The sequence below is a fragment of the Niveispirillum sp. FG156 genome (assembly GCF_057809555.1).
The window spans coordinates 45,197-70,468 of record NZ_JBMDKE010000028.1 but is presented as its reverse complement, the minus strand read 5'-3'; the positions used below and the strand labels follow the sequence as shown (position 1 = coordinate 70,468).

Annotated in this window: 17 protein-coding genes; 6 read left to right on the top strand and 11 right to left on the bottom strand. The window is 64.2% G+C overall.

Annotated features, from left to right (window positions below; translation table 11 throughout):
- Positions 1 to 3 precede the first annotated feature (3 nt).
- The 4 genes from glnA to ACODSP_RS18210 all read left to right on the top strand — a co-directional run bounded on the left by glnA (position 4) and on the right by ACODSP_RS18210 (position 3,820).
- Positions 4 to 1,413, top strand: a complete 1,410-nt coding sequence (gene glnA, locus ACODSP_RS18225; protein WP_488966982.1) for a type I glutamate--ammonia ligase — start codon at positions 4 to 6, stop codon at positions 1,411 to 1,413.
- Between the two features lie 208 nt (positions 1,414 to 1,621).
- Positions 1,622 to 2,470: an ABC transporter permease gene (locus tag ACODSP_RS18220; RefSeq protein ID WP_488966981.1), complete on the top strand. Its 849-nt coding sequence runs from the start codon at positions 1,622 to 1,624 to the stop codon at positions 2,468 to 2,470.
- A gap of 17 nt (positions 2,471 to 2,487) precedes the next feature.
- A complete protein-coding gene (locus tag ACODSP_RS18215; RefSeq protein WP_488966980.1) occupies positions 2,488 to 2,913 on the top strand; it encodes a hypothetical protein in 426 nt (141 codons plus the stop codon).
- 4 nt (positions 2,914 to 2,917) lie between these two features.
- Entirely contained in the window at positions 2,918 to 3,820 is a 903-nt protein-coding gene (locus ACODSP_RS18210) for a 2-dehydropantoate 2-reductase (protein WP_488966979.1), read from the top strand.
- Here the strand turns inward: ACODSP_RS18210 and ACODSP_RS18205 are convergent.
- Together ACODSP_RS18205 and ACODSP_RS18200 are read right to left on the bottom strand one after the other, a co-directional pair.
- On the bottom strand, positions 3,811 to 4,233 hold the full coding sequence (locus ACODSP_RS18205) for a CoA-binding protein (RefSeq protein WP_488966978.1): 423 nt from the start codon (positions 4,231 to 4,233) through the stop codon (positions 3,811 to 3,813). The genes ACODSP_RS18210 and ACODSP_RS18205 overlap by 10 nt on opposite strands.
- Positions 4,234 to 4,263: 30 nt before the next feature.
- Positions 4,264 to 5,682 (bottom strand): M20/M25/M40 family metallo-hydrolase, encoded by a 1,419-nt coding sequence (locus ACODSP_RS18200; protein ID WP_488966977.1) that lies wholly within the window; start codon positions 5,680 to 5,682, stop codon positions 4,264 to 4,266.
- A gap of 812 nt (positions 5,683 to 6,494) precedes the next feature.
- Here ACODSP_RS18200 and ACODSP_RS18195 point away from each other — a divergent pair.
- On the top strand, positions 6,495 to 9,503 hold the full coding sequence (locus tag ACODSP_RS18195) for a ligand-binding sensor domain-containing diguanylate cyclase (protein ID WP_488966976.1): 3,009 nt from the start codon (positions 6,495 to 6,497) through the stop codon (positions 9,501 to 9,503).
- 239 nt (positions 9,504 to 9,742) lie between these two features.
- On the opposite strand, the gene ACODSP_RS18190 is transcribed toward ACODSP_RS18195, so the two are convergent.
- The 9 genes from ACODSP_RS18190 to ACODSP_RS18150 form a co-directional block, all read right to left on the bottom strand.
- Positions 9,743 to 10,330 (bottom strand): recombinase family protein, encoded by a 588-nt coding sequence (locus ACODSP_RS18190; protein WP_488966975.1) that lies wholly within the window; start codon positions 10,328 to 10,330, stop codon positions 9,743 to 9,745.
- Between the two features lie 25 nt (positions 10,331 to 10,355).
- Positions 10,356 to 11,945 (bottom strand): MGH1-like glycoside hydrolase domain-containing protein, encoded by a 1,590-nt coding sequence (locus ACODSP_RS18185; protein ID WP_488966974.1) that lies wholly within the window; start codon positions 11,943 to 11,945, stop codon positions 10,356 to 10,358.
- Positions 11,942 to 13,555 carry a glycoside hydrolase family 43 protein gene (locus tag ACODSP_RS18180; RefSeq protein WP_488966973.1) on the bottom strand — a complete coding sequence of 538 codons (1,614 nt, stop codon included), beginning with the start codon at positions 13,553 to 13,555 and terminating at the stop codon, positions 11,942 to 11,944. Before ACODSP_RS18180 ends, ACODSP_RS18185 begins: the two co-directional genes overlap by 4 nt.
- A gap of 2 nt (positions 13,556 to 13,557) precedes the next feature.
- Positions 13,558 to 14,622 carry an L-rhamnose/proton symporter RhaT gene (gene rhaT / locus ACODSP_RS18175; protein ID WP_488966972.1) on the bottom strand — a complete coding sequence of 355 codons (1,065 nt, stop codon included), beginning with the start codon at positions 14,620 to 14,622 and terminating at the stop codon, positions 13,558 to 13,560.
- Positions 14,623 to 14,766: 144 nt separating this feature from the next.
- Positions 14,767 to 15,516 carry an SDR family NAD(P)-dependent oxidoreductase gene (locus tag ACODSP_RS18170; protein WP_488966971.1) on the bottom strand — a complete coding sequence of 250 codons (750 nt, stop codon included), beginning with the start codon at positions 15,514 to 15,516 and terminating at the stop codon, positions 14,767 to 14,769.
- A gap of 193 nt (positions 15,517 to 15,709) precedes the next feature.
- Complete coding sequence (locus ACODSP_RS18165; RefSeq protein WP_488966970.1) at positions 15,710 to 17,293, bottom strand: rhamnogalacturonidase; 1,584 nt, start codon at positions 17,291 to 17,293, stop codon at positions 15,710 to 15,712.
- A gap of 118 nt (positions 17,294 to 17,411) precedes the next feature.
- Positions 17,412 to 20,477, bottom strand: coding sequence for a TonB-dependent receptor plug domain-containing protein (locus tag ACODSP_RS18160; protein WP_488966969.1), 3,066 nt, complete (start codon positions 20,475 to 20,477; stop codon positions 17,412 to 17,414).
- Positions 20,478 to 20,943: 466 nt separating this feature from the next.
- Positions 20,944 to 21,714, bottom strand: a complete 771-nt coding sequence (locus ACODSP_RS18155) for an acid phosphatase (protein WP_488966968.1) — start codon at positions 21,712 to 21,714, stop codon at positions 20,944 to 20,946.
- A gap of 60 nt (positions 21,715 to 21,774) precedes the next feature.
- A complete protein-coding gene (locus tag ACODSP_RS18150) occupies positions 21,775 to 24,228 on the bottom strand; it encodes an ATP-binding protein (RefSeq protein WP_488966967.1) in 2,454 nt (817 codons plus the stop codon).
- Between the two features lie 204 nt (positions 24,229 to 24,432).
- Here ACODSP_RS18150 and ACODSP_RS18145 point away from each other — a divergent pair, with 204 nt between their 5' ends.
- Entirely contained in the window at positions 24,433 to 25,260 is an 828-nt protein-coding gene (locus ACODSP_RS18145; protein WP_488966966.1) for an alpha/beta fold hydrolase, read from the top strand.
- Positions 25,261 to 25,272: the final 12 nt, after the last annotated feature.

Sequence of the window (25,272 nt, the reverse complement as noted above, 5' to 3'; positions counted from 1 at the left end):
GCTATGTCCGATTTGGCCACGTTCTTCGACCTGATCAAGGAAAACGACGTCAAGTATGTCGATTTCCGCTTCACCGACATCAAGGGGAAGGTTCACCACGTTTCCCAGCATATCTGCACTGTCGATGAGGATCTGCTGACCGACGGCGTCATGTTCGACGGCTCGTCCATCGCCGGCTGGAAGGCGATCAACGAGTCCGACATGACCCTGCTGCCGGACCTGTCGACGGCCGTCATGGACCCGTTCTCGGCCCAGCCGCTGCTGACCGTTCTGTGCGACGTGCTGGAGCCCTCCACCCGTCAGCCCTACAGCCGTGACCCGCGCTCCATCGCCAAGGCCGCTGAGCGCTACATGGCGTCGGCCGGCATCGGCGACACCGCGTTCTTCGGCCCGGAAGCCGAGTTCTTCGTGTTCGACGACGTGAAGTTCGAAGTCTCGATGAACAAGGTCATGTACGAGTTTGACTCTGAAGAGGGTCCGTACAATTCCGGTCGTTCGTACGAAGGCGGAAACCTGGGCCATCGTCCGGGCGTCAAGGGCGGCTACTTCCCCGTGGCCCCGATCGACAGCGCCCAGGACCTGCGCGCCGAGATGCTGACCGTTCTCGCCGAGATGGGCGTGGAAGTCGAGAAGCACCACCACGAAGTGGCCGCTTCGCAGCATGAGCTGGGCGTCAAGTTCGGCACGCTGGTCAAGATGGCCGACGGCATGCAGCTGTTCAAGTACGTGGTCCACAACGTGGCCCATCAGTACGGCAAGACCGCGACCTTCATGCCGAAGCCGGTGTTCGGCGATAACGGCTCGGGCATGCACTGCCACCAGTCGATCTGGAAGGACGGCAAGCCGCTGTTCGCCGGCAACCAGTATGCCGACCTGTCGGAAACCGCCCTGTTCTATATCGGCGGCATCATCAAGCATGCCCGCGCCCTGAACGCCTTCACCAACCCGCTGACCAACAGCTACAAGCGTCTGGTTCCGGGCTATGAGGCACCGGTGCTGCTGGCTTACTCCAGCCGCAACCGTTCGGCTTCCTGCCGTATCCCGCACGTGTCGAGCCCGAAGGGCAAGCGCGTCGAGGTCCGCTTCCCCGATCCGGGCGCGAACCCCTACCTGGCGTTCGCCGCCATGCTGATGGCCGGTCTGGATGGTATCCAGAACAAGATCCATCCGGGCGAAGCCATGGACAAGAACCTGTACGATCTGCCGCCCGAAGAACTGAAGGAAATCCCGACGGTTTGCCGCTCTCTGCGCGAAGCCCTGGAAAGCCTGAACGCTGACCGCGACTTCCTGAAGAAGGGCGACGTCTTCACCGACGACATGATCGACAGCTTCATTGAGCTGAAGATGGAAGAAGTGCTGGCGTTCGAAACCTCGCCGCACCCGATCGAGTACAAGATGTACTACAGCGTCTGATCCAATCCGGATCGATGCTATGCGCGACCCCCGCCGGGCACCCGGCGGGGGTTTTTGTTTGTGGCCGTAGGTCGGGTCGAGCGGAGCGAGCCCTTACAGAAGCGGAGCGAGCCCCGACAGAACAGGCCTTCAAGCAATGACGTCAGGGCTCGCCTTCGGCTCGACCTGACCTACGGCTCCTGCTATATCTCGCCCAGCGATGCAGGACATGACAACAAGCCCCAACCAGCGGCCCCAAGCCCTTTCCAGCCCCGGCTTCCTGGGCGGGTCACCGCGTCGCATCATGGGCATGGTGATGCGCAACTGGTTCCTGATCCGGCAAAGCTGGCCGCGCATGCTGGAGCTTTGCTACTGGCCCACGGTGCAGCTTCTGGTCTGGGGGTTCATGTCGCAGTTCCTGCGCGGGCAGACCTCCCTGCTGGCGGGTGCTGCCGGTGTGCTGATCTCCGCCGTGCTGCTGTGGGAGGTGCTGGTCCGCACCCAGATCGGGATGAGCATCACCTTCCTGGAGGAGCTTTGGTCCCGCAACCTGGGCAACCTGTTCGTCAGCCCGCTGCGCCCCTGGGAATGGGTGGTGTCGCTGGTGGTGATGGGGTTCATCCGCGTCATCCTGGGCGTGGTGCCGCCTTCCATCCTGGCATTGATCTTCTTTGACATCTCCATCTTCGACCTGGGCCTGCCGCTGGCGGGGTTCTTCGCCAACCTGATGATGCTGGGCGTCGCCGTCGGGCTGCTGACATCAGGCATGATTCTGCGGCACGGGTTGGGCGCTGAGTCGCTGTGCTGGATGGCGGTGTTTGTGCTGGCCCCCTTCTCCGCCGTCTATTACCCCGTCTCCATCCTGCCGCCGGCGGTGCAGTATGTGGCCCTGGCCCTGCCATCGACCCATGTGTTCGAGGGAATGCGCGCCGTCCTGTATCAGGGGACTATTGAATGGCGGATGCTGGGGCTGGCCGTCATTCTTAACCTTTTCTATCTGGGGCTGGCTTCCCTATATTTCCTGCGGGCGTTCCGTAATGCGCGGCAGCGCGGGGCGCTGTTGCAGGCGGGTGAGTAGGCAGGTCGGGGCATCACGTGGCGGAACGGAAATACGCGATACAGCGGCCCAAAGGGGCAAAGTGGGAAACACTGTCCCTGGTCGATGATCTGGGCCAGGGAAAGGCGGAATTCCGCAATGCCGTGAACCTGCATGGCGCCGGCCCCGTCCGCCTGATCCAGGTGGATTTCGTCAGCGATGAGGCATTGGCCGATTTCGACTGGCGTCTGATCGAACTGCATGACCCACGCAAGGGCGACCGACCCAAGCCGACCGTTGTGGCCGGCAGCGAGCGGGCAAAACCCAAGCAGCAGCCCACCAAAGGCCAGGGGGCCGGCACGGCCAAGGGCCGCGGCCCCGCCGGTCCCGACGAAAAGGTGCCCGTGCCGGTGAAGACCTATATGCTGGCGTTCCTGTTCGGGGCCGTTTCCCTCGCCGTCTGGGCGCTGTTCTACAGGACCTGAAGCCATGTCCATGCCACGTATTGCCATTGTCGGGGCGGGCGCCATCGGCACCGTCATTGCCGCCCGCCTGTCGGCCCGGGGCGGTCTGGATGTCAGCCTGTGCCTGCGCAGCGGCGGCTTCCGCAGCCTGGAGGTGCAGGGGCCGGACGGCACCGTCACCGCCACCCCGACCCTGTATACCAATCCCGCAGAAGCCCGCCTCGTCGACTGGGTAATCGCCACCACCAAGGCCTATGACAGCGCCGCCATCGCCGGCACCTGGCTGCCCGCCCTGATGGGGCCGCAGACGCGGCTGGCCGTGCTTCAAAACGGGGTGGAGCATGTGGCGAATTTCGGGTCCCTTGTCGACCCGGCCCGCATCCTGCCCGTGATGCTGGACATCCCTGCCGAACGGCTGGGTCCCGGCCGCGTCCTGCAACGCGCCGCCGGCATCATGGTCGTGCCACAGCGACCGGACAGTGCCCGCTTCATCGCCCTGTTCGACGGCACCGGCATCAATGTGACGGCGGATGCCGATTTCACTACCGTGGTCTGGCGCAAGCTCTGCCTGAATGCCGCCGGTGCGGTGTCGGCACTGCTGGGCCAACCGGCTGGCATCGTCCATCATGCGGGGGCGGCGCCGGTGATGCGCGCCCTGGTGGCCGAATGCGTCGCGGTTGCCCGCGCCGAAGGGGCCAATCTGGATGATCAGACGGTGGATCAGGTGATGGATGCCTGCCGCGCGGCGGCACCGGCGGGGATCAATTCCCTGCTGGCCGACCGGATGGCGGGGCGGCCCATGGAGCTTGATGCCCGCAACGGCGTGATCATCCGGCGCGGTGCCGCCCACGGCATCCCGACACCGGTAAACCAGACCGTCCACGATCTGATCCTGGCCGCATTGTCGGCGGAGCAGGATCAGCGGTAAAGACGCGGCACCTCGATCATCGGGCAGCGGTCCATGATCACGGTGCTGCCCAGCGCCTCCGCCCTGGCCGCCGCCGCATCATTGCGGATACCCAGCTGCATCCAGATGAAGGGGATGCCGCGCGTCGCCGCGTCCACCGCCACCTCCCCCGCCGCGTCCGCCCGGCGGAAGATATCGACCATGTCGGGCCGTTCCGGCAGGTCGGCCAGGCTGGCATAGGCGGTCTGGCCCAGGACCATGCGCCCCGCCAGCGCCGGGTTCACGGGGATCACCCGATGTCCCCGGTCATGCAGGTACTTCATCACATAGAAGCTGGGCTTGGCTGGGTCCGCGGTCGCACCCACCACCGCGATGGTGCGGGCGCTATCCAGGACATGCCGGATCAGATCATCAGGATAATGATCATGGTCCATGGATCGGTCTCCCTTTGACCCTATCGCTCATCACTCCGCCTTCTTGGGCACCGGCCCCAGGGCCATCGGGGCTTCTGCGGCCAGCCACGCAAAGCTGGCAAAGGCCGCCGTGGCCTGATCCAGCTTCTTGGGATCAACCTTGTCCAGCGTGTCGTCAGCCGTGTGGTGGTAATCGAAATAATCGGTGCCATCCAGGCCCAGGCCGCCCGTCGGCACCCCCTGTGCCGCCAGCGGCCCAATATCGGGTCCGCCGCTGCTGGAGCCACGTCCCGGCACGATGCCCAGCGGGGCCAGCGCCTTGCCGATGGCGTCGGCCACGGGCTTCGCCTCTGGCCGGAAGTTGGCATTGAAGGTGATGACGGGACCGGCGCCGAAATCCGCCTCCGTCCCGGCCTGATGCTTGGGCAGTTCGGCGGCATGCTGCTTGGCATAGGCATAGGCACCGACCAGCCCCACCTCCTCCGCCCCGAACAGGACGAAGCGGATGGTGCGGCGCGGGGCTTGTGGCATGGATTTGATGATCTTGGCCGCCGCCAGGACGATGCCGACCCCGGCCCCGTCATCCAGGGCGCCGGTACCCAGATCCCAGCTGTCCAGATGCGCGCCGATCACCACGATCTCGTCGGGCAGTTCGCGGCCCTTGATCTCCGCCATGACATTGGCGTCCGACAGCGGCCCCATGGCCTGACTGGAAAGGACCATCTTCACCGACACCGGTTGCCCCAGCGCCAGCACGCGGTTCAGCTGATCCGCATCGGGATTGGACAGGGCACCGGCGGGGATCGCCGTCACACCGTCGGCATAGCGGGTGATGCCGGTATGGGGGAAACGGTGGCTGTCGGTGCCGATGGACCGGATCAGCAGGCCGACCGCCCCCTTGCGCGCCGCCGCCTCTGGCCCCTTACCGCGCACGCCCACCGCCTCGCCATAGCCGCCGCCATCCTGCAGGCGGTTCATCTTCTTGTCGACGAAGGCGATCTTGCCTTTCAGGCTGCCTTCCGGCGCTGCTTCCAGGTCTTCCAGCGTATCGAACCGCACGACAGGAGCCGTGATGCCGTCTGGCGGGGTCGTTACGGAATGGCCAAGCGCCGTGACATGCAGGTGATGGGCGACGGGGGTCAGGATCGACGCATGCTCGACCCCGCGTTCCCAGCCATCCACCGTGAACGGCTCAATCTTGATATTGCTCAGCCCCAGTTCCTTGAACCTTGCTTCGGCCCATTGGTGCGACAGCGTGGCGGCGGGCGACCCCGCCAGACGCGGGCCGACACGCACCGTCAATGATTCGACGAACCCATAGGCCCCGGACCCGGCCAGGGCCTTGGCCTGGATATCGCTGCTGGCCTTCAGGGTGGCGGGGGTAAAGACATTGGCATCGGCAGCGAAGACCGGCTGCCCCAGGGCCAGCAACGCCACACCGGCGGCCAGCAGAAAACCGAAACGCTTCAAGGCACAGGCTCCTTCAACGGACGGCGGGGATGGCAGGCACCCCGGATTGCCGAAAGGGTAACCCAGCACGCCGTTGGGGGAACAAGGGATTTGTCACGGTCACAATTGGGCATGCCACCATTGATGGCGCGCGAGCCTGCACTTGCATGATTGCGCCATGCCGTGACCTTTGGGATAGGGGATGGAAGTACCCCACAAAAACGCTTGACGCCCATGCGCAACGGGCGCACCATCAAATCGTAACAAAGACACGGAGGGTGAATTTGATGGTAAAGACGCCCCTTACGCAGTGGGCGGCCGAGTAAGACCGGTGATCGACTGCGCTCCGTAGCCTGGGAGGGTGTGTAAAAAACATGACCCCACCGCAGCATAATTTGGCGATTACTTGATATATCGCAGCAACCATCCCGAAACCGCGCTTTGACATAGGTCCTTGTGGTTTCGGAATTGAGACGACCCCCGTAGGCGCATCCAGCTACGGGGGTTTTCTTTTTGGGACCCGTCCGGTGAAATGCCCCGATGTCGGCTCCCCGGCGATGCCTGGACCCAGAGCAGCCAAGCATCAACTTTCCCTACCTCGGCATGCGCAGCAGCATCTATGGCCCCTGCATTCCACCGTATGGCAACTCCACCCCCACAGAGTTTGCGGAAAGGCTGTTAGAGCCTTAAGGCGCAATGGCTTTGGCTGTTTCTTCTGCTATCATCGGCTTGGCGATAAGGGGAAGGACAGCCGCATCTTGATTTCACGCGGACCCGTCAAGAACTGTCAGGACAGCGGCGGCTGGTTCCTTTGCCTGGTCTTTACCTGTCTTATGCTTGTTCTTTTGCCGCTGCCGGCAGCGGCGGAGCGCTGGGACGCGCTGGCCGACACCGTGTTCCAGAATTATGGCCGCGATCAGGGGCTGCCCCATATCGTGCCCACGACGCTGGCGCAGGACCGGCAGGGCTTCATCTGGATCGGGACTCAGGGCGGATTGGCCCGCTGGGACGGTTACCGTTTCCGCACCTACCGCGCCGACCCGACACAACCCGGCAGCCTGCCCGATGATTGGGTGCAGCGGCTGTTCGTGGACAAGGCCGGGCACCTGTGGGTGGGCGGCTCCGCCGGCGGGCTGTCGCGCTTCGACGGCACCACGGACACCTTCATTCCCGTCGCCCTGAAGCCCGCCGGCCAGCGCACGCATATCGGCGCCCTTTCCGATGATGGCCAAGGCGGCCTGTGGATCGGTACGGATGAAGGGCTGCACCATCTGGACGGCAGCAGCAATCAGGTTCGGCATCTGACGGGGGAGAATGCAACCAAGGCCGGCCTGCCCGTGGGACGCGTCCTGTCGCTGCTTCGTGAGGATAAGGGAACCCTGTGGGTTGGCACGGTACAGGGCTTGGCCCGCAGCGACGATGCCGGCGGCAGTTTCACCCTGTTGTCGATCGCGGAGGGTACGGGGGGCGTTTCGGTCCTGTTGCGGGATGATCAGGGGCGGTTGTGGGTTGGCACCCGGCGCGGTGGTCTTTTCATCCTGGACACCGGTGACAGCACCCTGCGCCCCGTCGATGCCGGCCCCCTGGTCGGGGCGGCACGCGGCGTGTCGGCGCTGTCCCTGGTGCGCCCGCAGGAACTGTGGGTCGGGCTGCGCGGTGGCGGCATCTGGGCGGTTGACCTGCACACCCTGGAAATGCGCCCCATCCGCCATGACCGGACGCTGCCCAACAGTCTGGTCCATGATGATGTCTGGTCGCTTCTGCGCGATGATGCGGGATCGGTCTGGGTGGGCACGACGGGCGGGCTATCATACCGTCCCTTCGACAGCGGTATCGTTTCGACCATTTTCGGCGGCACCCTGCGGCCCAAGGCACCGCGCGGCAGCGACGTCTCCGTCATCCGGCCCACACGCGACGGGCGTTTCTGGCTGGGTTACCTGACAGGGGGTGCGGACCTGATCGATCCGGTGAAGGGCCTGATCGATACCGTGACGCCCGAACAGGACAATCCGGAGGCCGGCCTGCCCCAGGATGCCGTCTTCGCCATTGCCGAAGATGCCGATGGCCGCGTCTATTTTGCCAGCCGCCGGGGGCTTTACATCCGTGAACCCGGACGGTCGGGTCTGCGGCTGGCCACGATACCGGGGCGCGACCGGCACGCAGCGGTCACCACCCTGTCGTTCGAAGAGGGGGTTCTGTGGATCGGCGGGGAAGATGATGGCATCTGGGGCGTGGTGCCCGGCGGTGGGGACGGCATCGGCACTGTCGTGCTGGGCCGGGCGGACGGGCTGCATCTGCCCGATCCCGGCGTCACGGTCACGCAGCGCGGCCAGGGGGATGATCTGTGGGTCGGCACCCGCAACGGGCTGGTGCTGATCGACCTCACCGCCCGCACCAGCAGTCTGATCCCGGCGGCACCGACCGATCCGATGGGTCTGCCGGCGCGGTTCGTCTCCTGTCTGCTGTTCGACCGACAGGGGCGGCTGTGGGTTGGTACCTTCGGGGGTGGCCTCGCCCTGATGACGGGGCGCGATGCGGAGGGGCGGCCCCGGTTCCGCCGCCTGGGCACGACCGATGGCCTGCCCCATGCCAATGTCGACAGTTTGCAGATGGATGGGTCGGGCGCCATCTGGGCCGGGACGGATGATGGTCTGGCCCTGATTGATCCCGTCGCTATGACAGTACGGCCCGTGCGCCGGGCCGATGGCGCGCCACTGGTCGATTATTTCGTCGGCGCCGGCGCCACCAGCCTGGAAGGGGAAGGCCTGTTCGGTGCCAAGGGCGGCATTACCGTAACCCGACCCGGCACCCTGCCCCCCTGGCGCTTCCGTCCCCCCATCGTCATCACCGATCTGCGGGTCGGCGGCACGCCACTGCCCGTCGCGCCCTTCAACCATGCCGTGGCACCGGCACCGCCGGTGATCATCACGCCAGAGGCCAACAGCCTGGCCGTGGAGTTCGCGGCACTGGATTACACCTCCCCGGAACGCAACCTCTATGCCTACCGCCTGGAAGGGTATGACCGCGACTGGATCGCCACCGATTCCAGCCGCCGGCTGGCCGTCTATGCCAACCTGTCACCCGGCACCTATACGCTGCGCCTGCGCGGCAGCAACCGTGACGGGCTGTGGACCGATCAGGCCCTGGCCCTGACGGTCCGCGTCATGCCGGCCTGGTACCAGCTTCTCTGGGTGCGGTTGCTGGCCCTGCTGGCCGGGCTGTCGGCGGTGGCCGGCCTTGTCGGGTGGCGCACCGCCTATCTGCGGCAGAAGCAGGTGGAGCTGGAACAGCAGATCGCCGACCGCACTGCCGATCTGCGCTCCGCCAATGAAATGCTGGAACAGCTGGCCATGACCGACCCGCTGACCGGCTGCGCCAACCGCCGTCACTTCATGGAACGCGCCGGACAGATGATCGATCTGGCGCAGCGCCATGGCACGCCCCTGTCGCTAGCGGTTCTGGACCTGGATGATTTCAAGCGGATCAATGATACCTATGGTCATCCGGGCGGCGACGCCGCCCTGGCCATGGCCGGAAAGCTTCTGTCTGACCATATGCGCGGCACCGACCTGATCGGTCGGATCGGCGGGGAAGAGTTCGCCCTGCTGATGCCGCACACCGGCATGGCGGGCGCCGTGCCGCTGGCCGAACGGCTGCGTCAGGCCATTGAGCACGGGGAGGTTACCACCGATGGTCCGGCAATCCGCGTGACGGCCAGCCTTGGCATCGCCGAACTGCGCCCGGAAGAGGATTTCGACGGGCTCTACGCCCGCGCCGACTATGCGCTTTACGCCGCCAAGCAGGGCGGGCGCAACCGGGTGGAACGGGCAGGTGGGGATTAGGGTGTGATCGCTTCAAATGGTTAGATTTGAAGCGTGAACCATACGGCAAAGCAGACGCTGGAGCGGGTTTACGTTGATTGGAAACGCCCCCTATCGTCATCCCGGCGGAAGCCGGGACCCAGCGTAGAGCGGCGTCTGCCGCGACGAGAGTCATATCGGCGCTGACCGCGCCTCTCGCTGGGTCCCGGCTTTCGCCGGGATGACGATGAAAACGCGTTTCCAGTCAAAGGAAGTTCGCTCTATACCGCGCCACCAGCCAACCCGGCGGACAGGCGGTGTTCTGCCACGATCCGCGATACGGTCGGCTGGCTGATGCCATGCTGGCGGGCCATTTCGGCGCCCGTGCGGTCACCGGACAGGATGCTTTCCGCAATCTCCCGCCGCTGCTTGGCATCCAGCTTGCGGCGGCGCCCGCCAACCCGACCGGCGGCCCGCGCCTTGACAAGGCCGGCCCCCGTCCGTTCCAGCAGCATCACACGCTCAAACGCCGCGAAGGACCCGATCATCCGCATCAGCATATGGCCGGCGGGACCCATGGTTTCGATCCCTTCCGCCAGACTGCGGAACCCGGCTCCGGACCGCGCGATGCGGTCCAGAAGGTGCAGCACCTCCTTGAATGACCGCGACAACTGATCCAGGCCCGTGACCACCACAACATCGCCCGGCGAAAGGCCGTCCAGAAGATGGTGCAGTTCAGGCCGATCCCAACGGCCCGCCGACGCCGCCTCCATCACGATACGGTCGCACCCCGCCGACCGCAGGTCGTGCAGCCGGCGATCAATCCCCGTTTCATCGGGGCGGGAGATACGGGCATATCCGATCTGCATGTGCGCCTCCCTCCGCTTCGCCTCGCTAAATTGCGAGGCGTTGATTGGGTTTCAGGTTGAAATGCCGGACCGCCCGGCCGGGCAGGCGCAGCAAGACGCGCTGTGCCTGGGGCGAAATGCCCAGCAATGCCTGTGGCGTCCCATCCTTGGCGGTGATCAGGCGGGCCGCCCCACCTTCCACCCGGGCCAATGGCTTGCCCGACAGGGTCAGGTCCGCGCCCTTGGCGTCATAGGCGAGGGACGCCGACCCACCGCCATCCAGGGGCAGCGAGAGGCGGGCACCCTGCGCCGCCTTATGGCCGGGGCGGATGTTCCAGGACAGGCTGCCGGGCTCTTCCACCACGCCGATAAGACGCCAAGTGTAATCCACCATGACCAGGGCGGTGGGGGAGTAGTTGGGATGATCCTCCCCATGGGTGAACAGGCCGGTATCCGGGTCCATCTGCTGACGGAAGGTCAGGTCGGCCTGGATCGCCTCGCACCAGCGGTCCATCATCTCCGTAAATTCCGCCGCATGGCCATAATGGTCCATCCAGCGCGGCGCGCGCAGCGCCGTCAGCCCCTGGCTGGCCCCGCCCCAGCTATTGGCGGGAATGGGCCGCACGAAAGCGGGATCATCCATGGCGATGGAGGACAGCGGATATTTGCCCCAGAAGGCCTTGGGATTATGTAAATGCCGCGTCCACAGCGTGTCGAACAGCGCCTTATCCACCACATGCTCGCCACAGACCCGGCTGATCACATCCGACCGCACGCGGATGAACTTGCCTTCCGCATCCAGATCATAAAAGGCGGCGTCTTCAGCCACATACAGCTTTGACAGGATCAGATTGCGGATGGCGTCCGCCTGCTCCGTCCAGCGGTCGGCCTCTGCGGTGCGGCCCAGGGCGCGGGCCATCTCCGCCAGGGCGCAGCGGGCACCATAGATGGTGGCCGACAGGTCGGGGCACAGGCGTGGCAGCGACGGCAGATCATGGTGACGCCGCGCATCCTTGTTGGGACACTGGTTGGGCATCCCGGCCCAGCGCGGGCTGTTATCATGGCCGGTATCATAGGTGCAGAACCCTTCCACCAGCCCGGTGCCACGCGTGTTGCGATAGCGCATCAGCCAGCCGTCCCAGGCGCCACACGCCCGGTAGGCCGCTTCCAGCAACTCCCCATCGCCGGTATCGCGCGCCAGTTCCCAGGCCGTGGCCGCGATGGGCACCACCATCTGGATCTGGCCAAAGCCGGTTTCCGCCACCTTGTTATTGGCCGGCAGCTGCCCATCGGCGCGTTGCAGCTCAAAGAAGGTCAGATGGCTGTTGCGGGCCACGTCGGGGCGGAATTTGCGATAGACCAGCGCCTCATGCGGGCCGCATTCCTGCCAGATGCCGCGATAGACGCTGCCTTCGATCAGGACCGGCTTGGTGACATAGGGCATGACCTGCACATTGCCGGCCAGCACCTCCAGCGCCTTGTCATAGGCTGTCTGCCAGGAACTGTTGGCGGTGGTGAAACGCGGGGCATCGGCCATCTGCGCATCCCCGGCCCACACGCCGCGCGGCAGGGACAGGCTGGCAATACCGGCGGCACCGGCGGACAGCAACGTACGGCGGGAGAGTGTGTGGGTCATCGCGCATCCCCCTTCGTCAGCGGTTCCAGCCGCATCCAATCCACATCCACCACGCCTCCCGGCTCCCCCTTCGTGAAGGTGAACAGGGCGGGGCGGGAGCCCTTCCACCAGGAGAAGCGGGCCAGTTGGATGGGCTCGCCAAACGGCTGGAAGCTTTTGCCCTCATCCAGGCTGTAGGCGTAGCGGACCTTCTGATCCTCCGTCACTTCGGCCCGCAGCTGCACGGTTCTGGTTTTCACAACCGGCCCCGGCGTTTCCACCCCGGCGGATGACAGGGTCAGGCGCTTCTGCCTCCCCTCCCCCACCACACCGATCCAGCTGGGCCGCACGCCGAACAGCGACAGGCCCGCCCGCTGGCCATCCTTCAGGCCGGCGATATCCAGCCGTGCGGTAATGCGCCGGTCGGGGCCTTGCAGGATCTGGGTCAGGGTGTTGCGTGCCGTCGTGATCTGCTCCGCCTTGCCCGCCGTCAGGCGCAGGAAGCCGGGACGTGCAGACAGGCTCCACGCCTTGTCGTCCGGGTTATGGTTCCATGACCATTGCAGGCCCAGGGATTTGGCTGCGAATTCGTCACTGTCCTGCAAACGGTCATTGGTGCGGTTAAAGTTGGTGGCCTGTCTGAGGGACATGGCAACCGGCTGGCCACCATAAGTGCCGGCAATGCGGTCGCCCATCACAGGCCAGTCATCGATCCATTTAACCGGTTGCAAATGCACGATACGACCGAAGGCGCCGGTGCTGTTGAAATGGACAAACCAGTTACCGCCGAAATCGAGGGGACCTTTAACCCATCCCCCCTGGTGCGGACCTTCCAGCGCCGTCGTGCCCTGGCTCAGCACCACCTGCCATTCGTATGGGCCTTCGATATTGCGGGATCGCAGGGCTACCTGTGAACCCTTCTCCACCCCGCCAATAGGCGCGAGGATATAGTAAAATCCATTACGCTTATAGAGCTTGGGGCCTTCCAGGACGGGCAGGTTCTGCTTGTCCTCGACAATCACCGTGCCTTCATCCAGAACGCTTTTGCCATCCGGGCTCATGCGATGCAGGATCAGCGGGCCGGCGCCGACCACGGAATGGACCAGCCAGGCCGTCCCATCATCATCCCAAAACGGGCACGGGTCTTCCAGCTTCGGCTTGGCGATCACCTGGACCGGCGGGGTCCACGGTCCTTCCGCCTTTTCCGCCGTAGCCATGAACACACCCTCATCGGGGGTCGCCCAATAGACGTAGAACAGTCCATTGTGATAGCGGATGGAAGGTGCCCAGACGCCACTGGCATAACGGGTGCCGTCCACCGGCTTGGACTTTGTGTCATCCAGTTTGAACGGGCCGGGCATGTCATATTCGGGCGCGAAGGGCAACTTGGGCAGAACATGGCCAACAATGGTCCATTCCACCAGATTGCGCGACTTCAGCACCGGAATGCCGGGTGAGAAATGGAAGCTTGAGGCGACCATGTAATAGTCCTGGCCCACCAGAACCAGATCCGGATCGGAATAATCGGCATAAAGGATAGGATTGAAATAGGTCACGGGTTCCGCAGAAACCGTGACTGGTGACATCAGAAACGGAATGGCAATCGCCGCCAGGATGGTCTTGCGCATCATCCTCACCCTGCCATCTGATTGCCGTAACCGATGATGATGGTGGCCAGCACCAGCAGGCCAACACCCGACCAGACCATCAGGCGCACACCCGGTCGCGCATCCTTCCATTCCTTGAAGGCAAAGCCCCAGAGTGTGCCGAAAATGATGATGGAGGCCATGTGCAGGGTCCAGGAGGAGAAGCCATAGGCCCCCATCTGGCTTTCACCCATCGTGTAGAAGAAGAACTGGAAGTACCAGGCGGCACCGGCGATGGCGCACAGGATGAAGTTGGCGGCCAGCGGCGGACGCGGCCCCTCGTCCTTGGTCCGGCCAAGCCATTCACCCGCACTCTTGTTGCGGTTGATCAGGATGCCGCACCAGACGGCGTTGGTGATCAGGCCACCGAACATCACCAGGCAGAGGATGGGCAGGCCGGTCCAGAGCGGACCCGTGCCCGCCGCCGCCGACAGCGCCTTCACCGGCTCCCCCGCCGCCAGCCCGAAGGCAAAGCAGGAGGACATGATGCCGGAGAAGGTGGCAACCGCGACGCCCTTCACAAAGTCGAACTCCGCCACCGCCGCCTTTTTCTGCTCCTCGGACAGGGCCGCATCCTTGCGGGCACCGGCCAGGGCGACGACCACGATGCCGGCAAAGGTGACGGCCAGACCCAGCAGGATAACATTGCCGCCCGCCGTATCGATCAGCTTGGCCTTGAAATCCCCCTGGAACAAAGGCGGGATCAAGGTGCCGAAAACCGTACAAAGGCCCAGCACCACCGCCATGCCCAGCGACAGGCCCAGATAGCGCATGGTCAGGCCATAGGTCAGGCCACCAAAGCCCCAGAGCATGCCGAAGATCACGGGCCAGACCAGGGTCGGCGTTGGCGTTGCCGACAGCACGCCCAGCAGGTCATTGGTCTGCACCGACGCAAAGAACCACGGCGCCAGCAGCCAGGAAACGATGCCACCGGTCAGCCAGTAAATCTCCCACGACCAGCGCCGGACAGCGCGGTAGGGGACATAGAAGCTGGCCGAGGCAAGACCGCCCAACCAGTGGAAAAGAACGCCCAGCAACGGATTGCCAACCATGCCTGATTATCCTCCCATTTCACCTTATCGGGCTGAACGCCTCTGTGGTGCCTTGTCAAAGGGACGCTGACAGCGTCCTGCCCGGTGATTTATACGGCAAATTTCTCACATTCTGAATTTTGATCTTAGATTATGGTGAAAAAATTAGAATGTGGTTCTACCGCCCGAGGTATCGAAGGTGGCGGCGGTGGTGAAGCTGCATTCGTCGGACGCCATGAAACAGACCATGGCGGCACTTTCCTCCACCATGCCCAGCCGGCCCATGGGAATGCGGGAGCGCATATACTCCACCTGGGTTGGCGGCAGCTGATCCAGGATCGGGCTGTCAAAGGTGGCGGGCGTCAGGCTGTTGGCGATCACGCCCTTGGTCGCCAGTTCCTTGCCCAACGATTTCGTGAAGCCGATCACCCCGGCCTTTGATGCCGAATAGGCAGAGGCATTGGGGTTGCCCTCCTTGCCGGCGACGGACGCAATATTGACGATGCGGCCATAACCGCGCGGCAGCATGTGCGGCACCACCGACCGGCAGCAATGGAAGACGCCATGCAGGTTGATGGCGATGGTGCGGTACCAGCTATCCAGCGGGAAATCCTGCACCGGCGCCGTGGCCCCGGTGATGCCGGCGGAGCAGATCAGGATATCGACATGGCCCAGCGCCGCCACACTGGACTGCGTGGCGGTCGCCACCTGTGCGGCATCGGCGACATCCACGGCAACGGTATGGGCGGCATCCACATCGGCGGCGGCTGCCGCCAAGGCATCGGCATTCAGGTCCCAGAGGGCGACCTGCCCCCCTTCCGCCCGGATACGGCGGGCAACCGCCAGCCCAAGGCCGGACGCGCCCCCGGTAATGATCGCATTGCGCCCCGAAAAGCGCCCGGCAAAGATACTCATCTGTCAGAACCTCGTGAAACGAGCTGAAGCGTTCATTCATCCGCCCACTTCGTCATCCCGGCGAAGGCCGGGACCCAGGGGCCACGGGATCAAACCTTGGCACGGCGATTATCAAAGCCGACGATAGGTCGGGCATCTGGCCCCTGGGTCCCGGCTTTCGCCGGGATGACGAAGGAGCGTGCTTTCACAAAACTCAGAACACCCCATTGATCGGGCCGTCATTGATCCGGTCGGGCAGCCAGCGGGCGCCCGTGCTGCGGAAATCGACGACATCCTTCAACGCGAAGGCAGGGGCGGCGCGCGGCACGCGCAGGCGGAAGAAATCAGCGTCCTTCACATCTTCCAGCCGGATGGCCGGACGCGGATCGGACGCTTCCACCGCGATCTCGACATTGGTCATCTCCACCCGCCGCGCATGGCGGATGAAGAAACCCGTGGCCGGCAGGTCGCCGAACATGGTGGCCTCCGGATAGGCCATTTCAGCCTCCGGCGGATTGATCTGCGCCATGGACGCCGGCGCGCCGCCGACATGGTGGAAATAGCAATCGGCGATCCGCAGATCCTCAATGGGCTTTTCTGTCAGGCCCGCGACGACCGATGGCAAAATGGTGGCGCTGGAACTGACCACATTCTGGATCAGAATACGTTTCAGCGACCCGACCGGCACCCCCGCCGGCCCGCGCATCCGCTTGCCCAGGCGCAGGAAGATCGGCGCATCGACAATACCGCGCATGGCGATATTGCTGACCGTCACATCCTCCAACACCCCGCCATCCACCGTCTCGAACGCCAGACCACGGCTATCCTCGAAGATGCAGTTGGTGATGGTGATGTTGCGGAAGCCGCCATTGGTTTCCGTGCCAAACTTGATGCGCCCATGGATCAGGGGTGCGAAATCGGCAGGCATCTTCTTCCAGGTGCCATCCAGGACAGACCCGACCTGATAATTGCCCGTCACCAGACAGTCGGAAATGGTCAGGTTTTCCGTCACCCGCGCCTCACCCAGGCCGAAGCTGGATTTGGGGCAGATGGCGTCGTCATAGGGAGAATTGACGGTGCAGTTGGTGACCCGGACATTCTTGCAGCAATCGATATCGAACCCGTCGCGGTTGGTATCGACCAGCAGATTGTCGATGGTCATATTGTCGACGCCGGTGGCCAGCAGGGCGAACCAGCCCCCTTCCAGCACCTTGAAATCGCGCAGCAGGACGTTGCGGCACCATTTCAGGGCGATGGCCTTGTTGCCGGTACCGGGACCCGACGGGTCCTTCAGCCAGTTATCCTTGCCATCGCCCCGCCCCAGCCCCTTGCCCCAGATCAGACCGGGGCCGATGATGGCGACATCATGCAGCCCTTCGCCCCAGATCAGGCTGTTGCGCCAATGGCTGTGGCCGAAATCCTGATACTTATTCCATTCCGGGATGGGTTCGGGATGGTCATAGCCCTGGGTGTCGCTGGGTGCCGCCGCCAGGATGGTGGCGCCCTGTTCCAGATAGAGCGTGATGCGGCTTTTCAGCCGGATCGTGTAGCAGGCATAGGTTCCGGGCGGGAAATAGACGGTGCCGCCGCCGCGTTCGGCCACATAATCGATGGCCTTGTTGATGGCAGGCGTGTCGATGGCGCTGCCGTCACCCTTGGCCCCGAACTGGCGGATATCGGCCTGAAACACCTGGAACGGGCCCGTGGGCTTTTCAGGGGTCTTGGCGCCTGCGGCCATGGCCATGCCGGCCCCAGCCACCGCACCGGCCCCCATGACAAGCGAACGGCGGTCGAACATCTTCACCTCCCTTTTCGCCGGATAATGTCGGGGTTCGGCTCCGCCTCACCCACGACCTACGAAACCCGCCGTAGGTCGTGGGTGAGCGTCAGCGAACCCCGACATATGTCCTGCAATCTTAGAACTTCACCGTAGCACCCAGGAAGAACTCCGGCCCCAGCACGTCATAGGTGGCCGAGAAGGTGTTGGCGTTCGGGCCCTGCGTGGTGATCGGCGGACGGTTGTTGAACGCATTGTTCACGCCGCCGAAGACCTGCAGGCTGTCGCTGAAATCATAGTTGAAGGAGACGTCGAAGTAGTTCTGGGCGGCCAGCGTCGGGTAGGCGATGCTGTCCAGGGCCGGCGTGGCGGCGGAACCCTGCCGCTTGGGCACAATGTAACGGTCGGTCGTGACCTTGCCGACATAGCGGTGGCGAACCGACAGCTGCAACGCATCGACATTCCAGCTGACGCGCGTGCTGCCCCGCCAGACCGGCAGCGGCTGGCCGCAGGTCGGGCCGAACGAACCTTCGCAATGGTTCTGGATGTTGGGGAACGCCGCCACGGGGGTGGAGGTGAAATCATCCAGGAAGGTGTAGCTGGTGGAAATGTCGAAGGACGACACGTCCGACAGGCCGGGGAAGCCGAAACCGGCGGCGAAGGAATAACGCGCGGCCAGATCGATGCCGGACGTCTGGAGGCGGCCCGTATTGGCGTTCAGGATCTTGGCCACATACGGATCGTTGATCTCGCCCGTCGTCGGGTTGCGCTTGATGGCCTGGCAGAACTCGCTGCCCGCGTCCTGGATGACGTTGTAGCAAAGGTTCAGCGTGTTCTGCAGACCACCGCCCAGGGCCGAGATGGCGCCATCCAGCTTGATCTTGAAGTAGTCGACCGACAGGTTCAGGCCGGGCACGAATTCCGGCGTCAGGATCGTGCCGAATGTATAGGTGTCGGACCGTTCCTCACGCAGGTTCGGGTTGCCGCCGAAATCGGCACCGAAGATGGTGTTGGGCTGCACCGCCGCCGTGAAGATGTTGCCGGTGGGCACGCCGGTCGCCGCACAGATGGCGCGCACCGCCGCCGTCTGCTGCGCCGCCGGGGCACGGGACGAACAGGGGTCGGTGGCGACGCTGACCACGCGGTTGATGCCGCCGAACAGCTCGTTCACGTTGGGCGCACGGATGGCACGCTGATACTGCCCACGGAAGGCGATATCGCTGGTGGCGCGATAATCCAGACCGCCAGAATAGGTCCAGACCGAACCGATACCCGACAGGGAATAGTCGGAATAACGGAAGGCGCCATTGGCTTCCAGCGCGTCCACCATCGGAAGATCGCGCAGCAGCGGGATGTTCAGCTCACCGAACACTTCCTTGACGCTGGTGCTGCCACGGGTCGGCAGACCGGGATTGAAGCCCGCCACGTCGCCCGACGCCAGGAAGCTGTCGGGGGTGAAGGTGGCGCTGGTGTCGCGCCATTCCACGCCGGTGGAGAAACCGACATCGCCCGCCGGCATCGGGAACAGCTTGCCCGTCACGCTGGCCTGGGCCGTCTGCTGGGTGGCAACGGTGGAGTTGGTGGCGTTGATGGCGATGGCGGTACGACAGGCGTCGGAAATATTGGCGCCGAAGATGTTACACACCGGCGGCGTGGTACCATTGGCCAGCAGCGAGGCCTGCAGACGCGAGCGCGAAATGGCGTTCTGCAGCAGCAGCGTATTCTCGGTCCGGGCGTAGGTGTAATAGGTGTTGAAGTTCAGGTCGGAGAGGAAATCCTCCGAAGCACTTCCCAGATCCCAGTCGAAGCCCCAGGCGCCGCGATAGGTGTTGCGGCGTTCCGTGGCGCGGCGGGGACCGACCTCCACATAACGACGGCCAGCGGTGACAAGGGCCAGACCGTCACCACGCGTGGTGGTGCGGGTGGCGGTACCGCTGGTCACCGTGGTCGTGCCGGTTTCCGCCAGGTCCAGCTGACGGAAAACCTCCTGCATGGAGGATGACAGATAGGGGTTGTTGACGTTGAACAGGGTCGGCGCGCCGACATTGGTCGGGGCCAGACGGGCATCGACCACATTGTTGGAATAATGCAGCTCCATGAAGCCACGGATCTTGTCCGTGAAATCATAATGGCCGAAGCTGTTCAGCATCACGCGGCGCTGCGGCTGGATCAGGTAATTGTCCGGACCCAGGTTGAAATCGTCCTGCGGCGTCACCGCCGGGCGGGCGGTCGTGCCGCCATCGTTGAAGGTGAACCCGCGTGAGCCCAGCGATCCCAGACCGGCAGCGCTATAGGCGGCGTTCAGCGCGGCATTGGACCCGCCAAACGACGGAATGCCGGAGAAACGGCCATTGGGAATATCGCCCGACCCGCCACGGATAAAGCCCAGCTCGCCACCGCCGGCGACGCAGCCCTGGCCCGCCGGCGGGCTGAAGGGCGTGCCGGCACCATTGGCGCTGCCCGAACCCTTAACCACGCAGCCATCGGACAGGCTGTCATAGGCAAAGCTGCCCCGGTCGCCGCGCGTGATGGCGCCACGGTCCAGGAAGTTGCCGGCCACCACGACATTGCCACGGCCATTGGCGAAATTGCCGCCCGCCGTGATGTCGACATTGTAGGTCGGGGTGGTCGTCGGCTGGTCCAGATTGATCTGGGCGCGGGCTTCGACACCTTCGAAATCGTCGCGCATGATGAAGTTCACGACGCCCGTGATGGCATCGGACCCATAGACCGCCGACGAACCGCCGGTGACGATTTCGGTGCGCGCAATCAGGGTGGACGGAATGGTGTTCAGGTCGGTCACCTGCTCCGGCCCATAGATGGCGAAGCGGCGGCCATTGACCAGCACCAGATTGCGGGTAGATCCGAAACCGCGCAGGTTCACATCGGCAAAGCCGCCGGGAACCGTGTTGGACGTGGCGCTGCCCAACTGCGAGGCGACGGCCTGCGGCAATTGCGCCAGCATCTTCTCGATATTGACGTTACCGGACAGCTTCACCTCTTCAGCGCCCACCACATTCACGGGCGTGGGGGCGGAGAAGGCGCGCGGAATGCGCGAGCCGGTAACCACCACCTCTTCCAGCACGTCATTCGATGCGGGGGCGGATTGTGCCAACGCTGGCAACGCGACGCCGACAAAAGCGGCGGCAGCAATGGCGGTGCCGCTCAGCAGCCGTCCGCGACGGCTGACTACACACTTCTTCACGAGTGACCTCCCTACTTGGCTTTTCGATGATTTGCCAACGCGCCGGGGGATGGGGATCACCCATTTTGCCCTCAGCGCATATCCCATATTTTGAAAGGCACTATTATCTAATGAGAGCGGATCGTCAATCGAATTTGTTACCGCTCCCATAGTATATTTATATGATATAATGTATGTTCAGTTGCTCCATACAATCAGATTGAAGAGTTTGAAGCCACAGGATCGGTGCGGAAAGCCGCAGATTGCCTGGACTGCCGGCATGCGATCACGCTCAGGACCGCTGTCTAGCGCTGGCGCTGCAAAAATGCCACATCGCAGTGCGGTGCTTCACGCTGCACTGCGATGTGGCTGCCCTTTTAGACTTCGGGGAATGCCGACTCTCATGGATTTTCAGGACATCAATACCGTAGTTCCATGAAACTGGACTGACCTATCGCCCCTGAATACTACCATCGAGATATATCGATCACAGAACCGGCGTCGCCAGGGTCTGGGCTTCGGCCTGACAGCGGGCTGCATCCGGCTGGGACCGGGATGGAAGGGCGGACAGTTCCGCTCTGGCCGCCGCAAAGTCTGCCTGGAAAGCGGGCGATGAGCGCAGGCGGGTCATGGAGAGGGTGGCGGACAGACGCCCGGCCTCCACCGCACTGGCATTGTGAACGCCACAGACGATCCGGCTTTCACCATAGGCACGACCGCGCGCCAGGATGGCCGACGCCCGCTCCGGCATCAGTTCGGCCAGGATCAGGGCCCATGTCCAGCCATGGGTGGTGTGGCCCGACGGGTAATCAAAGCTCATCACCTCGATCCGCGACTGACAGATCGGGCCGTCATCAAACTTGAAGGGCCGCTGACGCTGGAACTTCTTCTTCACGGCGCGGTTGGCATCGGACGCGTTATCCGCCGCCGTTTCCAGAAGATGGGTCAGGGCCGGCGCCTGCTTTTCCGTCAGTTCCAAGCCCATGGCACAGCTATAGGCGCTGTACATGTAATCCGGCTTCTCGCTGACATCGCTGGTGGCCAACTGCCAGCGCGGCGAGCCTTCCAGCTTCCGGGTGGCGCGGAAAATGGCGCGGTCGGCCTCGGCGCGGGGGTCCCCCTCTTTAGGCGCGGCGGGCAGGATCGACAGAAGGTCGATGTCCCCGTCCTTCATGTAGGAGGATGCGCCCTCCAATGCCAGCGCCGGCAGTGTTATGGCCAATGTTGTGTTCAGTGCGGCGACGGTCAGCACCGCCATAACAAGAACCTTACCCGTCATCATCCTGTCCCCGGATCATCATCAATGCTTGAAAAACTATCACGTCATGGATGACAGGGAGGATGGATGTTCGGCATAGAACGCCGCCAGTGCCGCCAGCGCCTGCTCAACCGTCCAATCCGCCGCATCGTCCGCCGCCGCAAAAGGCTCCAGTGCGACCAAAAGCATGGCGTGCAGCGCGCGCTCCGCCCCGCCCCGCTTGCGCGTGTCGGCGCGAACCATCCTGTCACCCAGCGCCGCCAGGGGCCGCGCCAGATCGGGCCGGTCAAGGCGAAGGGCCAGAAGCGCCCCCCGTTCCAATGTCCAGGGATAGGCAGAGCTGTATTGAACCCGCCTTGTGATGATCAGGGCGGCATGCGCCTGCACCATCGCCTCCTGCACCTGTCCGCACAACAGCAGGTAGGATGACAGGTTGGCATGCAGCGTCTGTTGCAGGACGGGCATGGTCGGTTCGGACAGGGTCAGGGCCAGTCGCACCATCTCGATGGCTGCATCACGGTTACCGGCGCTGAATTCCGCCTCGGCCAGACGCAGCATGGGCAGTTTGCGAAACAGGCCCCGCTGCTCTGCGATGGATTGGGCTTTGGCAAATTCCTGACGAGCGCCATCGGGGTCGCCCGTCTCCGCGCGCAGCCAGCCCGCCAGCGACAATAGCCGCACCTGATCAGAATAGATTTCCCGCTGGCCGGCATAGTCCACGCCCTCGGCCCATAGGTCCAGACACGCCGCCGCATCGCCCGTGTACCAGCGGATATACCCGGCGGACAGCAGACCATCGATGCGGAAGAAAGGGGGCACATCCGGTGCCCGCAACGCCGCCACGGCCCCGGGCAATTCCGTACGGGCATAGGCGTCGCGATGGGCATGGAACGGCAGCCGAAGGGGCAACCCCTCGCCATGGATCAGCAAACCAAGGGTCGCCCGGATATGGGGTGGTGTCTGATCGTCACAAAGCGTCCAGGCGCGCACCACATGCTGAACCACGTCATTCATGGGGCCGACATAGTTCCACAGCCGGCATGCCGTGATGGCCAGTTCCTGGCCCTTCACAATATCCGCCCCCGCCAGCGCCCAGGCCAGCATGGAACGGATATCGGCAACGTCGAGACGCAGACGTTCGTCAGCATTCCTGACATGGCCCTTTACCACCAGGATACGCCGCGTCTCGGCCTGCAGCCAGTCGATCACGCGCGGCTGTAGCCGGTGCCGATCAATCAAGCCCGGTTCCAGGGTCAGCGCATATTGGCGGATCGTATCCAGCAGACGCAGGCCCGGCTCCCGCCGTTGCCCCGGCCCCACCACCAGCGAGCGGGAAACCAGCCCGGCCACCAGCCCCGGCACCTCATCGCGGCGCAAGGGGGCGCCGCCACAGACCGCCACCGCCGCCTCCACCGGCCAAGCACCGGAAAAGACGGCCAGACGGCACAGCAGCAGCCGTTCAGGCGGCGACAGCGTCTCCACGCTCCAATCCAGCATGCGGGTCAGGCTGCCGTGGCGGTATCCCGCATCGTCCGGCAGGGGCAGGTCCTGAAACCGGCCCTCCAGGGCCTGCACTACCTCTTCCACCGGACAGTCGCGCAGCAATGCCGCGAGCAGCACAAGGCCCAGCGGCAACCCGTCCAGATGCCGGCACAGCCGGGCAAGGGCGGGCATGTCCGCATCACCCGGCGGGGGCCAGCCGGCGCGGGCATGGTTGCGCAGCACCAGCCGCACTGCGGGCGCTGCGCGGATCACATCCGGGTCGGTTTCATCCTCCGGCGGGCAGGCAAGCGGGCACAGATGCAGCAGCAGCTCGCCTGCCAGCCCCAGCGGTTCCCGGCTGGTCAACAGCAGCCGCACATAAGGGCAGGCCCCTAACAGCCCGTCGGCAAACTCCGCCACCTCATCCAGGACATGCTCGGCATTGTCCAGCACCAGCAGCGTCGGTTCCGTTGAAAGATTTGTGCGGATCGCACCCAGCAGGTCGCCACCGACAAACTTCATCGACAGGGCCGCCGCCGTCACAACCGGCACCAATCCCGGCTGTCGCACGGGCGCCAGTTCGACATGCACCGTACGGATTTCCGACCAAGCGGCGGTGGCGGCGCGCGCAAGGCTGGTCTTGCCCACCCCGCCCGGCCCGACGATGGTGACAAGGCGGGACCGGGACAGCATGTCACCCAGCCCCTCCAGCTCCGCCTCGCGCCCCACCAGCAGATCAACGGGTGACGGGTCCGGCACACCGGGGGCGGTCAGCGGCAGCGCCAGGCGATAACCGATGCCGGGCACATTCTGGATGGCGTCATCGCCCAGGGCGCGGCGCAGGGCCCGCACCTGGACCCGCAGATTGCCGGCACTGACCGTCAATCCGGGCCAGACCTGGGCCGTCAGTTCGGCGGCGGTCACAGCCCGCCCTTCAGCAGCGCCCAGCGCCCGCAACAGGTCGAATGCGCGGTCGCCAAGAACCACCGGCTGGCCGTCACGCAGAAGCCGCCGGTGGACCTGATCCAACACATATGTTCCGCCCGCCCCGGCGCCCATGTTCCATCCCGAAATGGTCAATTCGGCCAATAATTTATCGACCGACACACGAAAACGGAAAAGGATTTTATTTATTTTAACAAGCCTTGGACCCCATTCCAGCTGAATAGTTTCCTCCGGCGCCATCGCCAGAAACCGGCATGGCGCGTACGGCATCCATACAAAACGGAGAAGGCCATGGGCACGATCATCACCGATGACGGTACGCAGCTCTATTACAAGGATTGGGGTGCAGGGCGGCCCGTGGTTTTCAGCCATGGCTGGCCGCTGAACTCCGACAGCTGGGAAAACCAGATGCTGCATCTGGCCAGCCATGGTTTCCGCGCCATCGCCCATGACCGCCGCGGCCATGGCCGGTCCAGCCAGCCCTGGCATGGTCACGACATGGATACCTATGCCGACGATCTGGCACAGTTGATGGAGACGCTGGACTTGCGCGATGCGGTGCTGGTCGGCTTCTCCACGGGTGGTGGGGAGGTGACGCGCTATGTCGCCCGCCATGGCCGCGCGCGGGTGGCGAAGATCGCCCTGGTCGGCGCGGTGCCGCCGCTGATGCTGAAGACCGATGCCAATCCCGGCGGCCTGCCGATGGAGGTGTTCGACGGTATCCGCGCCGCCAGCCTGGCCGACCGGTCACAGCTTTATAAGGACATCGCGTCCGGCCCGTTCTTCGGCTTCAACCTGCCCGGCGCCAAGCCGTCGCAGGGCATGATCGACAGTTTCTGGATGCAGGGCATGATGGCGGGCCACAAGGCCACCTATGACTGCATCAAGGCCTTCTCCGAAACCGACTTCACCGAAGACCTGAAGAAGTTCGGGGACATGCCGACGCTGGTGATCCATGGCGACGCCGATCAGGTCGTGCCCATCGATGCCGCCGGGCGCGCCGTGGCGCGGCTGTTGCCCCATGCGGAACTGAAGGTCTATGAAGGCGGCCCGCACGGGGTGACGGACACCCACAAGGACCGGCTGAACGCCGACCTTCTGGCCTTTGCCAGCGCTTAAGGTTAACATGCC